Source organism: Candidatus Micrarchaeota archaeon, assembly GCA_021163225.1.
Taxonomy (GTDB): Archaea; Micrarchaeota; Micrarchaeia; order Anstonellales; family JAGGXE01; genus JAGGXE01.
On the sequence record JAGGXE010000044.1, the window covers coordinates 1 to 12,803 of the forward strand.

Annotated in this window: 14 protein-coding genes and 1 tRNA gene; 13 read left to right on the forward strand and 2 right to left on the reverse strand. The window is 44.4% G+C overall.

Annotated features, from left to right (window positions below; genetic code table 11):
- The 7 genes from J7K41_02970 to J7K41_03000 all read left to right on the forward strand — a co-directional run.
- Nucleotides 1-638: hypothetical protein (locus tag J7K41_02970; protein ID MCD6549643.1), on the forward strand; the 638-nt coding region annotated here is incomplete at its 5' end.
- 48 nt (nucleotides 639-686) lie between these two features.
- Nucleotides 687-792 (forward strand) — tRNA-Ile (locus J7K41_02975).
- Between the two features lie 172 nt (nucleotides 793-964).
- Nucleotides 965-2,626: a CTP synthase (glutamine hydrolyzing) gene (gene pyrG, locus J7K41_02980; protein MCD6549644.1), complete on the forward strand. Its 1,662-nt coding sequence runs from the start codon at nucleotides 965-967 to the stop codon at nucleotides 2,624-2,626.
- A gap of 52 nt (nucleotides 2,627-2,678) precedes the next feature.
- Nucleotides 2,679-3,587, forward strand: coding sequence for a hypothetical protein (locus tag J7K41_02985; GenBank protein MCD6549645.1), 909 nt, complete (start codon nucleotides 2,679-2,681; stop codon nucleotides 3,585-3,587).
- A gap of 138 nt (nucleotides 3,588-3,725) precedes the next feature.
- Complete coding sequence (trxA, locus tag J7K41_02990; GenBank protein ID MCD6549646.1) at nucleotides 3,726-4,046, forward strand: thioredoxin; 321 nt, start codon at nucleotides 3,726-3,728, stop codon at nucleotides 4,044-4,046.
- Nucleotides 4,047-4,168: 122 nt separating this feature from the next.
- Nucleotides 4,169-5,404 carry a Glu/Leu/Phe/Val dehydrogenase gene (locus tag J7K41_02995; protein ID MCD6549647.1) on the forward strand — a complete coding sequence of 412 codons (1,236 nt, stop codon included), beginning with the start codon at nucleotides 4,169-4,171 and terminating at the stop codon, nucleotides 5,402-5,404.
- Nucleotides 5,405-5,454: 50 nt separating this feature from the next.
- The gene (locus J7K41_03000) at nucleotides 5,455-5,802 is read left to right on the forward strand and encodes a MarR family transcriptional regulator (GenBank protein ID MCD6549648.1); all 348 of its coding nucleotides are present in this window, start codon (nucleotides 5,455-5,457) and stop codon (nucleotides 5,800-5,802) included.
- Between the two features lie 25 nt (nucleotides 5,803-5,827).
- Here the strand turns inward: J7K41_03000 and J7K41_03005 are convergent, their stop codons facing one another.
- Entirely contained in the window at nucleotides 5,828-6,553 is a 726-nt protein-coding gene (locus tag J7K41_03005; GenBank protein ID MCD6549649.1) for an MBL fold metallo-hydrolase, read from the reverse strand.
- Nucleotides 6,554-6,639: 86 nt separating this feature from the next.
- Between J7K41_03005 and J7K41_03010 the strand changes: the two genes are divergently transcribed.
- From J7K41_03010 to J7K41_03020, 3 genes are all read left to right on the forward strand, one after another.
- On the forward strand, nucleotides 6,640-7,359 hold the full coding sequence (locus J7K41_03010; GenBank protein MCD6549650.1) for a P-loop NTPase: 720 nt from the start codon (nucleotides 6,640-6,642) through the stop codon (nucleotides 7,357-7,359).
- A 22-nt stretch (nucleotides 7,360-7,381) separates the two neighbouring features.
- The gene (locus J7K41_03015; GenBank protein MCD6549651.1) at nucleotides 7,382-7,606 is read left to right on the forward strand and encodes a hypothetical protein; all 225 of its coding nucleotides are present in this window, start codon (nucleotides 7,382-7,384) and stop codon (nucleotides 7,604-7,606) included.
- A 62-nt stretch (nucleotides 7,607-7,668) separates the two neighbouring features.
- Nucleotides 7,669-8,103, forward strand: coding sequence for a CoA-binding protein (locus tag J7K41_03020; protein MCD6549652.1), 435 nt, complete (start codon nucleotides 7,669-7,671; stop codon nucleotides 8,101-8,103).
- Between the two features lies 1 nt (nucleotide 8,104).
- Here J7K41_03020 and J7K41_03025 read toward each other — a convergent pair whose 3' ends face one another.
- Nucleotides 8,105-9,298 (reverse strand): class I SAM-dependent RNA methyltransferase, encoded by a 1,194-nt coding sequence (locus tag J7K41_03025; protein ID MCD6549653.1) that lies wholly within the window; start codon nucleotides 9,296-9,298, stop codon nucleotides 8,105-8,107.
- A gap of 55 nt (nucleotides 9,299-9,353) precedes the next feature.
- Between J7K41_03025 and J7K41_03030 the strand changes: the two genes are divergently transcribed.
- The 3 genes from J7K41_03030 to J7K41_03040 all read left to right on the forward strand — a co-directional run.
- The gene (locus tag J7K41_03030; GenBank protein MCD6549654.1) at nucleotides 9,354-9,893 is read left to right on the forward strand and encodes a hypothetical protein; all 540 of its coding nucleotides are present in this window, start codon (nucleotides 9,354-9,356) and stop codon (nucleotides 9,891-9,893) included.
- Nucleotides 9,894-9,982: 89 nt separating this feature from the next.
- Nucleotides 9,983-12,394 carry a valine--tRNA ligase gene (locus J7K41_03035; GenBank protein ID MCD6549655.1) on the forward strand — a complete coding sequence of 804 codons (2,412 nt, stop codon included), beginning with the start codon at nucleotides 9,983-9,985 and terminating at the stop codon, nucleotides 12,392-12,394.
- A gap of 126 nt (nucleotides 12,395-12,520) precedes the next feature.
- On the forward strand, nucleotides 12,521-12,803 hold a 283-nt coding region (locus tag J7K41_03040; protein MCD6549656.1), incomplete at its 3' end, for a hypothetical protein.

Genomic DNA, 12,803 nt, shown 5'->3' on the forward strand with positions numbered 1-12,803 from the left:
CACTTACTTGTTCTTGTGGATATATATCTAATCATACCTGTATTTCTTACGATTGTTGTTCAGATGTTGATTGTTCACCGACTGAGGCATGTATAGATCATGAATGCGTGCCACTTACTTGTTCTTGTGGATATATATCTAATCATACCTGTATTTCTTACGATTGTTGTTCAGATGTTGATTGTTCACCGGCCGAGGCATGTATAGATCATGAATGCGTAGCACGAAATGTACAGATTATAACAAATTATTCTGAAGATCAGTTAATCGTGACAGTAGCCTATGAAGATGGTGCACCTGCAGCGTTTTATCCGGTTGTCGTAAAGACTGAATCAGGTAAAACTATAACTACAACTACTGATGTTCATGGTCGTGTTGAAATAGAATTAATTGGTGAGATCCCTGTCAAGGTGTTCGCTCGTGATGTTCAGTTAAACATCTCTAAAACCGAACATGTTCTGTTGCGAGAAACGACTTGTGAGATGTTTGATTTGGATTATGGATCTTATTATGACATTTGCTGGTATGTTTGGTTAGTTGGTGGGTTAATAATATCTGGGCTTTTATACATCTCAATGAAACTCTTTTTAAAGAAACAATTTGAGAGAAAAAAAGTAGTCCTCAAAAACGAAGAATAGACAAAAACGAAAGTTTTTTAATTTTATTTTAACAGAAGATAACGCAGTGGGCCAGTAGCTCAGCCTGGTTAGAGCGCCTGTCTGATAAGCAGGAGGTCGCCGGTTCGAAAAGATTTTATCATTATTTCGACATGCGGAAATCCGGCCTGGCCCACTATATCTCAAAACCTCTTATTTTTACGGTAGGTTCGGTGTATTTGTATGGATTTTTGTCCGTTTTGCAAATTGTGTTGATAGAAGGTAATCAATGTTGAAATTTCAAAAAGATTAAAATTTCTTTGTACCGAAAGTTCAGCATGACCCTTGCCTCTGCTGTTTCTGAAGGGATGACTGTTAACACGATAAAAACAGGTGTACGGACAAAGTACATTGTGGTCACAGGAGGCGTTCTTTCTGGCATAGGAAAAGGTACCGCAACTGCCAGTATCGGACGTTTGCTTCGTGGTGACGGAGTGGGAGATGTTGCTAACCGGATTGTTGTCGTAAAATGTGATGGTTATCTCAACGTTGATCCGGGTACGATGAACCCCATCGAACACGGTGAAGTATTCGTTCTCAACGACGGAACCGAAGTTGATATGGATTTTGGACATTACGAACGTTTCATAGGTGTTGAAGGTGGGGGTGATTGGAATGTCACTTCTGGTAAACTGTTCTCAAGGATCATAGAAAAGGAACGGAGAGGTGATTATCTCGGTAAAACGATCCAGATCGTTCCGCATGCAATCAACGAGATCCTGGCGTGGTGGGATGAAGTGAGGTCAAGAACAAATCCTGATTTTATGCTTATCGAGATCGGAGGTACCGTAGGTGACATAGAGAATTCCTGGTTCATCGAAGCCGCACGGAGGTTGAAACGTAAACATCCGAACGATACACTCTTCGTTCATCTTACCTATATCCCTATGCTTCATAACACCGGTGAACTTAAAACCAAACCTGCACAGAGGGACATTGCCCTGCTGAGGGAATTGGGAATTATGCCGGATGTTGTGATAGCGCGCAGTAAATATGCTCTTAACGATCGACTGAAACGTAAGATCTCTGATGCCGTTGACCTTGACCCTGACCGAATAATCTCAGGGATAGATGTGAACAATATCTATGAAATACCTCTGATGTTCGAAAAACAGGGTTTGGTAGACGTTATAAATGAGATCCTCGGTACCGAAGTGCATCCTGATCTCGATAAATGGAGAGAACTCGTTGAGATTATGAAAAACCCCAAACATAAGATTACTATCGCATTGTGCGGAAAATATACACAACTTCACGATTCGTATGCAAGCGTGATAGAAGCGCTCCATCATGCCGGTGCTCACCTTAATACTGAAATAGATATAAAATGGATCGAAACGACAGATATAGAAAACGGGTTGATTTCCGTAGCAGACGCATTGAACGGATGCGACGGTGTCATAGTTCCCGGCGGGTTCGGTAGCAGAGGTGCGGAAGGTAAGATAGAGGTAATAAATTATGCACGGGAACAGAAGATACCGCTCCTCGGGTTATGTTTTGGTATGCAGTTAGCGGTGGTTGAGTATGCAAGAAACGTATGCGGATTGAAAGGGGCGAACAGTACCGAGATCGATCCGGAAACGCGTTATCCTGTGATAGACATCCTGCCTGAGCAGAAGAACATCGATAGAAAAGGTGGAACGATGCGGTTGGGCGCATACACGGCAGTCCTTAAACCAAATACGTTGGTAAGACACCTTTACGGTAAAGATAGGGTTGATGAACGACATAGACACAGGTATGAGGTTAATCCAGAATACCACAAAATTTTAACCGAGAACGGGTTGGTAATCTCTGGAACATCCCCTGACGGTCGGCTCGTAGAATTCATCGAGTTACCTACCGATGTTCATCCGTATTTTGTTGCTACTCAGGCGCATCCCGAGTTCAGGTCCAGGTTCGAATCGCCTGCTCCCTTATTCTACGGGTTGGTCAAGAGCATACTGAAAATTAGACGGGAGATCGAATAAAACGAATGATTTAAAAACGTTGTGTGAAAAAACCGTTCAGAGGGATACGTCTATGATCAAAGAGGGATGGAACCTGTACAGAGAGAATTGGGTACGGTACAGTTTGATAGGTCTGCTTCTCTTCCTCTCTTTATTAACCGTTTACGTCGGTTACGAGTATACTTTTGGTGTTCTGATAAGCAGAATCGGTTTTACCCCAGAGATGTTTAAAGATTTTTCTCAACACCCTGAGCTTGTTCCACAGGATCTCCGTTTAAGGTTGATGGAGTTCTATGTGTTCCAATGGTTACCTCTCACGTTCGTATTCCTGCTTCTCTGTTTATTGATAATGACGATGTCCGCAACCTTCATCATAAAACCTATGCGTCCTTTACCGTTTATTAAAAAGAGTATGATAGCGTCTCTGTCGCTGTTCATACTGTTGTTTCTTGCGATCGTAATATTCGGATTGTTGGTCAGTATCCCTTTAAGTTCCGAGACCATCAAAACCGTTATCGGCGGCGTTGGTGTGTTAACCGTATTTGTAGCCGGTACGTTTGTTCTTTACAACGTTGTTGAAAGGGATAAGGGTATTGTAGGAAGTATTGTTGATTCTTTTATAACCGTGAAGGAGCATATCAGAGAGGTGCTCTCTTTCTGGGTGATTTGGTTAGTTGTGTTCTCTTTGATAGCCCTGATAACCGAAGTTCTTCCTGAATCGGGTGACCTATGGACATACGTATTCAAATCCATAGTTCTCATTGCGGTTACCGTGGTCGAGTATCTTATAATCTTTCCTGTGTTTTTGCTGAGTTATAGAGTACTGTCGGATGAGGTCTACCTGAAAAACCTCCGACCCGGAACATCTGGACGGATTGCGAGACCCAAAACTGCGAGACCCAAAACCAAACCAAAGCGTTCTCCATCCAAAAGGAAGGTCAGTAAACGGAAAACAAGAGGAAAGAGTAAAAGGAAAATGTAGAAGTGTGAAATATTTATAGGGTTTTTTCACATAAAAAATCTCTTTTTAAATGTTTGTGAATATATAATTCACAAGTGTGTGACTTGTTCACAACCGATCGAACCGCAACAAAATGAAAGTTTGAGGTGATACAGAATGATGGAGGTAAACGATACGAATTTCGAAAAGGAGGTCATCGAACGTTCCAAAGAGATCCCTGTGATAGTGGATTTTTGGGCGCCTTGGTGTATGCCGTGCAGGATTCTATCCCCCATACTTGAGAAGTTGGAGAAGGAATACAAGGATAGGGTTGTTCTTGCGGCTTTGAATGTTGATGAGAATCCGGTTACAGCAACCCTCTACAGTATTCGGAGCATACCATCGGTGAAGATATTTGTGGACGGTAAGGTTAAGGATGGGTTTATAGGTGCATTACCCGAGCCCGCGGTACGTCAATGGTTGGAAAAGAACCTTAAATAAACCTTATTAATGAGGAGGAATGCATAATCGCAGGTCTTGATTCCTTTTGCTTTTTTTGTCTTTTGCTTTGTATTTGCCTGTCGTTTGTGACTGTAACTTTAAAATTGTGAGAGGTGGTTTGTGTGGTAGAAATGTCTCCGTTTGAACATGCAAAACAACTTGTTGAGGAGATAGGGTCGAAAATCGGGCTTACTGATAGAGAGAAACAACTGTTACTCACGCATGAAAAAATAGCGCATAAACGGATCGTTGTAAAGGGTAATGTGTACCATGCATGGCGTATAGTGCACAGTACCGCTCTAGGACCGTCAAAAGGAGGAATACGTTATCATCCGAACGTCAACGAGGAAGAGGTTAAGGCGTTGTCCTTTTGGATGAGTGTTAAGAACGCTGTGTCCGGGTTACCCTACGGTGGTGCGAAGGGCGGTATAAAGTTTGACCCGCGCGAAGTTGATGAGGAAACGTTGGAGATGATCAGTCGCGAATATGTGCGTGCGTTCCATGAGATGTTCGGAGCAGATAAGGATATCCCTGCACCGGATGTTTATACAAATCCTAAGGTCATGGGTTGGATGTTGGACGAATACGAAAAAATAACCGGACGCAAGACGCCTGCTATGATCACCGGAAAACCTGTGGCTCTGGGTGGGATTAAACTCCGTGGTACATCAACCGCTAAAGGCGGGTTCATCATGTTGGAAGAACTTGTACATCGCGAAAACCTAGACAGACCCAAGATGACCGTTGCTGTCCAAGGGTTCGGTAACGCGGGAAGTAATTTTGCAAGGTTGTGTGCAGATGCAGGCATCAAGGTGGTGGCGGTAAGTGACAGCAAAGGCGGTATCTACGATGCTGACGGGTTAAACGTATCAGGTGTGTTCGAGGCAAAGACAACGAGCGGTTCGGTAACGAACTACGATAAAGGTGTAAAGATATCTAACGATGACCTGATCAAACTCGACGTTGATGTGTTGGTACTGGCCGCTTTGGAAGGTGTCATCCGCAAAGATAACGTGAACGGTGTCAAAGCCAAATACATCATCGAACTTGCCAACGGTCCGATTACTCCTGAAGCAGATAGAATACTTGTTGAAAAAGGTGTTACTGTATTGCCCGATGTGATCGCCAATTCGGGCGGTGTTGTAGGCAGTTACCTTGAATGGGTCCAAGGCAGGTCTGGTTTCTTCTACGATGATGCGGAATTGGAAGAGAGGTTCTCTAGACGGATGAAACAAACCTTTGATAACGTCTACGGATACGCGAAAGAGCATGAAACAGACCTACGAACCGCCGCATACGCTATCGCGATGCGGCGGATAATCGATGCGGAGCGCGCCCGCGGCGCGCTCCGCAGTTAACGAACCGGAACGGAAATCCGGGAACGATATCGGAAGAAGGGTGGTGGTAAATGTTAACCTTTGCATGTAAGAAGATAGACCTTGAAGATATCGTCCGTTGTTCTTTTGACCTTAATAAGACGGAATACAAAGTGATGATGTACCTGCTTAAACACAGCCGTAGGAAGTACAGGGTTACGGAAGTTGCTAAAGGAATATCGTTAACCAGGACATCGGTGCAGAAGGCGATTAAACGGTTGGTTGACCGCGGGTTAGTGATACGGTTTCAGAAAAACCTGCCCGGTGGCGGATACACCTATGTGTATCAGATAGAAGATAAAAAAAGGATCATGCAACGAATGAAGGATATTGTAACTTCGTGGTACCATAACGTGATCAAAGCAATCGACACATTTTAATACGGATGGTTAACATTCCGAAAAGTTAGATTTCTATCTCCAGACCTGCACAACAGTTTGTAAAACCTGCTCCAAAGGTATTGGCGAATGTTGCCACGGCATGGTCTCCGGTGCAATGACAAGGTACAACATGTTTCACGCCCAAATTATGGAGACGGTCAACCGTATCCTGTACGAGAGTATCGTCCGTCGATAACATGTGAAACCCGCCTACAACCATGTACATCGGTTCTTTCGGAAACCAATTCTTGACGTATGATAAGATGTTGTAGATGCCGGGATGCGCGCAACCTGTTATGACAACCAACCCTTTGTCCGACCTGATAACCATAGCTTGCTCTTCGATCCAACCGTTCGGAGGTTTGAGCGGACCCGTCGAATATACATCGTCGCGGATCGGCGAGAATCCGATGACTTCCGAATAAAGGAACCCTTTTCTTTTGACCGTATCTTTTATCGTGCTGGAAAATGATGGTAATACGTACACAATAATGTTCAACTTGTCCGGGTTCATGTTGTCGAGCAGGACAGGTAACCCGCCGGTATGGTCGGCATGGTCATGGGATAAAAATACTGTATCTATACGTTTACTGTCTATCCCTAATCTTTTCATGTTGTTCAGGAGTTTGTTACCGTCGTCTCCGGTATCGAACATGATGCGGTTCTCGTCGGTTTCCACGTAACACGAGAACCCCCATCCCTTCTCCAGACCTTTGCATGCACGGTTGTCATACACGATTGTGAGTTTCATGGATAGATTACTACAGTCACTATTTTAAACTTGATCGAACTATGTTTCACGAAAGGTTCTGAATTCAAAATGAGTGGGATGATTCTATGAACGTAATTATGGTGTTATCCGGTAAAGGTGGTGTCGGAAAGACTACTGTGGCAGTCGCACTTGCCAGGAAGTTGGCAGACAAAGGATACCGGATAGGGTTGTTGGATGCAGACATCCACGGTCCAGACGTGTTTACCTTGTTCGGTGTAGAGGACAGAAAGGTTGAGGTTCGGGACGGTAAACTCCAGCCGGTGCATGTGACCGATAAAATCAGAGTGATATCGTTTGCAGGTATGGTTGACGAAGACAAAGCGGTAATATGGCGCGGTCCTTTGAAGATCAAAGCGTTGAATCAGTTGGTCAACGGTACTGATTGGGGTGACATAGATTACCTGATTGTAGACCTGCCGCCCGGAACCGGTGATGAACCTTTAACGATCGCTCAACTGTTCAACAACAATCCTGATTATCGAGTGGGTGCATTACTCGTTACAATCCCGCACAGGTTATCTTTAGCAGACCTCAAACGTGCCATTAATTTCTGTTCGACTTTGAACATTCCGATAATAGGTGTGGTAGAGAACATGCGCGGTGAAGTGTTTGATTCGCACGAAGTGGAACGGTATTGCGAATCTGTTAACATTCCTGTGATTTCTTATCTTCCCATGGATCCAGCGGTTGCGAAGTCCGGACCTGCCGGAACCGTAGTATCTGATAGTTATAAGAACGGTTTGGATAGGTTGACTGCTGTTGTAACAGATTGGTTTAACAGATAGTTTTTGAAGAAGGGGGATGAATATGACGAATAGGGATGAAAATGAGCAAGGTAAAGAGAATAGGAAACGGTTCACTATCGAAGGTGAACTGTTCCATGAGATTGAAGAGTTCGGTGGCAAGAAGTACGAACATATCGGATTCAGAGACCCCGAAAACAGGTTCGGTGAACTGTTGGCTCGATTGGTCCCTGAGATAGGAATGCATAAAAGGGCACGTATTACATTGGAACTGGTGGACGATGGATAAACAAAGGTAATAGAGTGCAGTTTTGTAGACCCGACCCGTGGAGAAAGGAGGGTGGTGATCGGATGGATGATGAGAACGGGGTCGGAGAAGACTCGTTCGTGCGCGATTGGTCCGAATTTCTTGACAAACGGTTTGTCTATGCAGTGGTAGGTGTTTCTTCAAACCATGAGAAATGGGGATACAAGGTATACCGGGAACTGCACGATGCCGGGTTTAAAGTCTATCCCATCAACCCGAACCATAGGTACATAGACGGAGACAGATGTTATCCAAAAGTTTCAGCATTGCCTGTGAAACCGGACATAGTTGTGACTGTTGTGCCGCCCAGCATAGCATATAAAGTTGTGGAAGAATGCTCAAAATTAGGGGTTAACAGGGTTTGGTTTCAGCCGGGTTCGGAATCCGAAGAAGCGATAGAGTTTTGTAGAAGACATCGTATAAAGGCGATATACGGTGCATGTCTAGTAGTTGACGGGTTGGGAAAAGGTTTTGATTGATTCATTTCGTTATATCCAGGACCATCAAAGATTCCATGTGATATGTCAACGGGAAGAGGTCGTACACATTGATTTTTACCGGTTCGTACCCGTATTCCTTGAGCACCGCTGCATCCGCGGTTTGCGTGACTATGTTACACGACATGTACACTATCCTTTGAGGTGCTAACCGTCCCAGCAGTTTTGTGACCTTCTTTCCTAAACCGCTTCTGGGCGGGTCAACTATCACCAGATCAGCATTATCTCCATGGGTTAAATACTGTCTAACATCTTCAACAACAAACTCGATGTTGTTGTTTATCTGACCTTTGTTTATCTCAAGGTTTCTGTTAGCCATATCAACATTCTCTTTGATAAGTTCTACTCCTATTACGTTCGGATTTTCCAATAGAAGGGTTATCGCTCCCGTACCTGAGTAGAGGTCTACGACCGAATCATACCAGTGCGTCTCTGCAATCAGGTCAGCGTACACCTTTGTTACAAACCGGTTCGTCTGGAAGAACGTGTTAGGTCCGATCAGATATGTGACAGACCTGTTCAGGTTTATCGTATGTTGTATAAACGGTTTGCCGATAAAGGAAACGGGTGTGCCGCCAGCAGTGTCGAAAAGACCACTGTTGACTACTTGGTAGACCGAATCGCTTTCCACAGACCTGAACGCATGCAACGGGAAGGGGTCACCGGTTTTCGTTGTAAATACTATCATGGTTTCTTCCCTGCCTTCCCTGTTAATACCAGACCTGATGCTGAGATACCTGAGATAACCCTTATGATTCAGATAATCGTAGAACGTGAGACCGTTATCTCTACGAAGAGCTTCCAACGTTGAACGCGCTTCTTTTAAAACGTCGTTCATCCGGTCCGACATAAGAAGACAATGGTCAATGTCGACAACTGTTCTGTAATCCTTTCTTTTGCGTAATCCTATTCTGTCGAAAGCGGTTACGAAATCCATTCTTGTCCTGTAACCGTATTCGGGACCAACCCGTATCACTGAGCGGACCATCGATGAATATTCATCTCCCATATTCTCTGTTATTACATAACGCGCGACCCGTAGTTTCATATCCCTCTGGTCTTCGATTCGATACCTCTGAAGCTGACATCCGCCGCATTCATCGGCAAACGGGCAGGCAGGTTCTATCTGTCCGTAATCCCGTTTTATCTGAGCGAACAGTCTTCTCAACAATTTCATCGTTCTAAGAACGGAAAACAACATTTTTAAAAGATGATGTCAAATATGTGAACGTATGGATACCGAGACAATTGATAAACCAAAAGAAGAGCAGAAGGAAGAAAAACCGTCTATACCGTCACGCGGTATACCTTCAAAAGAAGCGTTGTATCTTCCGCCGTATTACAGTAACGAGTTGCGGAGGTTCCAAGATGATAACGAAATTCCTATGCGTAACTATTGGACTTTGAAAGAAGTGGTGAACTTTGTTTTTCCAGAGAAGTATCAGGAAAAGTATCACACTATTGCGTTTAAATTTTTGGAGGAACTGTGCAACAGGTTGGAGATGGATGGTCAGGAAATAGGTGCATTTGTTCGTGATAACAGCATATCAAAAGCAACTTTTTACAATCGTGTGTTGCCGCGTTTGAAACGTGTCGGTATGATAAAGGTATACCGGGAAACGATTACATCTCTCGATAGTAAACGTAAGTATAGACCTATGCGGATAACCCTGAGCAAAACGTTCGGTAACTATCTTAACAAGATCGGTGAGTCGTGGTTGGCCATTGTGGACAATGCGCGAACGCTTAAAACAGTTTCTCAGAAAAAATAACAAATAACATTAGAAACTTTTTGGCAAAGTTATAAACGTTTATTGTTTTACAAATACGGTTCGCAGAGGTAGGGTGAGAATAGGAGTTGATGGATATGGTGCTGGGAAAGAGATACGATAAATCGATCGAAGAAAAATGGCAGGCCGAATGGGATAAGTATCAGGTTTATCGGTTTGATGAGAACGATAGGGATCGACCAGTTTACGTTATAGATACTCCACCACCGTTCACATCGGGTAAACTTCACATGGGCCATGTCTTGAGTTATTCTTATTTTGATTTTGCTGCAAGGTACAAACGAATGCGCGGGTACAATGTGTATTATCCCCAGGGATGGGATTGTCAGGGTTTTCCTACAGAGGTCAAAGTTGAGAAGGCGTACGGAAAATCCGATACAAAGACCTTCATCACCCGTTGCATACGTTGGACTAATGATATGATCACCAAGATGAAGAGCCAAATGAAGAGGATGGGGTTTTCACCCGATTGGCGGTACGAATACCGGACCATGGATAAAAATTATCATAGACTGGTCCAGTTATCTTTGATAAAGATGTTCGATAAAGGTGATATGTATTCTGCAGAACATCCCGTCCTTTGGTGTCCTCGATGCGAATCTGCTATCGCTAAAGCAGAGACCGAAGAAGTGGAACGTGATACCGAACTCCATTACATAAAGTTCCTCCACGGTACAGAGGCCTTTGAGATAGCGACGACGCGTCCCGAACTGTTGCACGCGTGCGTGGCGGTGATGTTCAACCCCGAAGACGAACGTTACAAACCTCTGGAAGGTAAAACGATTGTCACTCCGTTAGGTAAAGAGGTGCCTGTGATAGCCGACCAGGATGTTGATAAAGAGTTCGGTACCGGTCTCGTGATGGTATGCACTTTTGGTGATAAACAGGATGTGGTGTGGACGTACAGATATAATCTGCCAGTTATCAAAGCATTCGATCAGAAAGGAAGGGTGATAAACTCTGGGATTTACGACGGGTTGCCGGCTAAAGAAGCGCGTAAAAAGGTTTTGGACATCATCAAAGAGAAAGGGTTGTACGTGCGTTCAGAACCGCTGAGACAGGTTGTCAAGATCCATGACAGATGCGGTACCCCGGTAGAATTTTTGATGTCCAAACAATGGTTCTTAAACGTTAAAGATTACAAGGATATGATCCTCAAGTCCGCTAACGAAATCAAGTGGTATCCGGAGTTCGGTATTTACCATCTGATCAACTGGACCAAGAACCTGGAATGGGATTGGGTGATATCTAGGCAGAGGGTCTGGGGTACACCGATACCCTTCTGGTACTGTCCAAAATGTAAGAAATGGTATCATGCCGATGAAAGCGAGTTGCCGGTTGACCCGAGGTTCGAGAAGAGGCATTGTCCGGTGTGCGGTACAGAGATGGAGGGCGAGACTGCGGTATGCGATTGTTGGGTGGATTCTTCAATAACTCCGTTGGTAATCAGTAAATGGACCGAAGATGAAGAGTTCTTCAACCGAATGTACCCTGCAACACTCAGACCGCAGGGGTACGAGATCATACGAACGTGGGCGTTTTACACGATCTACAGATGTAAATATCTTACAGGTAAAACACCGTTTAAAGAGATTCTGTTGAACGGTAACGTGCTGGCACCGGACGGTACCAAGATGAGTAAATCCAAGAAGAACGAAATCGAACCTAACGAACTGTTGGATGAATATTCTGCAGATGCCTTACGTCAATGGGCAGCTTTGAGCGGTGCGATGACTAAAGATAAACCGTTCAGTTATAAAGATATCAAATATTCGCAATCCTTCCTCAACAAACTGTGGAACGCTGCACGGTTCATGGAACCGCACATCGCCGAGTACGACTATGACGATGCAGATTCCGAGAACCTACGTACCGTCGATAAGTGGATACTGAGTAGGTTATTCACGGTGATCAAAGAGGTTACAATGTACATGGATAAGTACGAATATCAGCATGCATTGAGAACGATACAAACCTTCTTCTGGCACGAGGTATGCGATTACTACATCGAGTACGTGAAACACCGGTTGTACGACCCTGAGAAGTACGGTATCGCAAGCAAACGCGCCGCACAGTATACTCTGTATAACATACTGTTAACAACGATCAAACTGTTGGCGCCGTTCACGCCCCATATCTCCGAGGAGATATACCAGATATTCTATCCAGAACCCGATAAGTTCGTTGTTAGGGAAACCTGGCCAGAACCGTACACTCAGTGGTTCGACCCGAGAGCCGTTCAACGTACCAAACTGTTAAACAAGGTCGTTGCACGGGTGAGGGAGTACAGGGGTCGTAACGGATTGAGTATGAAACAGCCCATACCTAAAATAGTTGTCAGAGTCAGCGAAGATGTGGATGCTCCGATGGAGGAATTCACCGAAGAAATCGAGAAGGTGTGTAACGTTGGGTCGGTAGTGATCGAACATGTAACAAAAGATACTTTGGAAGATGAAGTAGCGGTCGATATAAACTTGATATAAGCACTTAGTTTGTCGAAATGGGGAGAAGACAACGGAGTTTTTAGGTTGTTTAATCAGGGGTCAGGGGAAACACACCTCCCTTCTATTTTTAAATTGTATTCGATTAAAAGGTTCACGGTGCGTGCGATGGATACCGCAAACCTCGATGAAGTCCGTGTCCCTGTTGAGGGAGCGGGTGTTCTGTTCCCGTTTGAACGGATGCGTGAAGGTCAACGTCAGTTTTACGAAGACGCAGTAACCACTATATCATCCGGAAAGACGTTACTCGCGTACGCACCGACGGGTATAGGTAAAACTGCCGCCGTGTTGACAGCCGCGTTAGAGTATGCGCTGAATCGCGGTATGAAAGTGATGTTTGTCACTTCGAGACAGTCTCAACATATGATAGCTATTGAGACGTTACGCCGTA

Coding starts and splice junctions, on each gene's coding strand:
- trxA (MCD6549646.1), top strand. CDS start 3,726: ATGGAGGTAAACGATACGAATTTCGAAAAGGAGGTCATCGAACGTTCC.
- J7K41_03010 (MCD6549650.1), top strand. CDS start 6,640: ATGAACGTAATTATGGTGTTATCCGGTAAAGGTGGTGTCGGAAAGACT.
- J7K41_03015 (MCD6549651.1), top strand. CDS start 7,382: ATGACGAATAGGGATGAAAATGAGCAAGGTAAAGAGAATAGGAAACGG.
- J7K41_03000 (MCD6549648.1), top strand. CDS start 5,455: ATGTTAACCTTTGCATGTAAGAAGATAGACCTTGAAGATATCGTCCGT.
- J7K41_02985 (MCD6549645.1), top strand. CDS start 2,679: ATGATCAAAGAGGGATGGAACCTGTACAGAGAGAATTGGGTACGGTAC.
- J7K41_03035 (MCD6549655.1), top strand. CDS start 9,983: ATGGATATGGTGCTGGGAAAGAGATACGATAAATCGATCGAAGAAAAA.
- J7K41_03020 (MCD6549652.1), top strand. CDS start 7,669: ATGGATGATGAGAACGGGGTCGGAGAAGACTCGTTCGTGCGCGATTGG.
- J7K41_03005 (MCD6549649.1), bottom strand. CDS start 6,553: ATGAAACTCACAATCGTGTATGACAACCGTGCATGCAAAGGTCTGGAG.
- J7K41_03025 (MCD6549653.1), bottom strand. CDS start 9,298: ATGAAATTGTTGAGAAGACTGTTCGCTCAGATAAAACGGGATTACGGA.
- J7K41_03030 (MCD6549654.1), top strand. CDS start 9,354: ATGGATACCGAGACAATTGATAAACCAAAAGAAGAGCAGAAGGAAGAA.
- pyrG (MCD6549644.1), top strand. CDS start 965: ATGACTGTTAACACGATAAAAACAGGTGTACGGACAAAGTACATTGTG.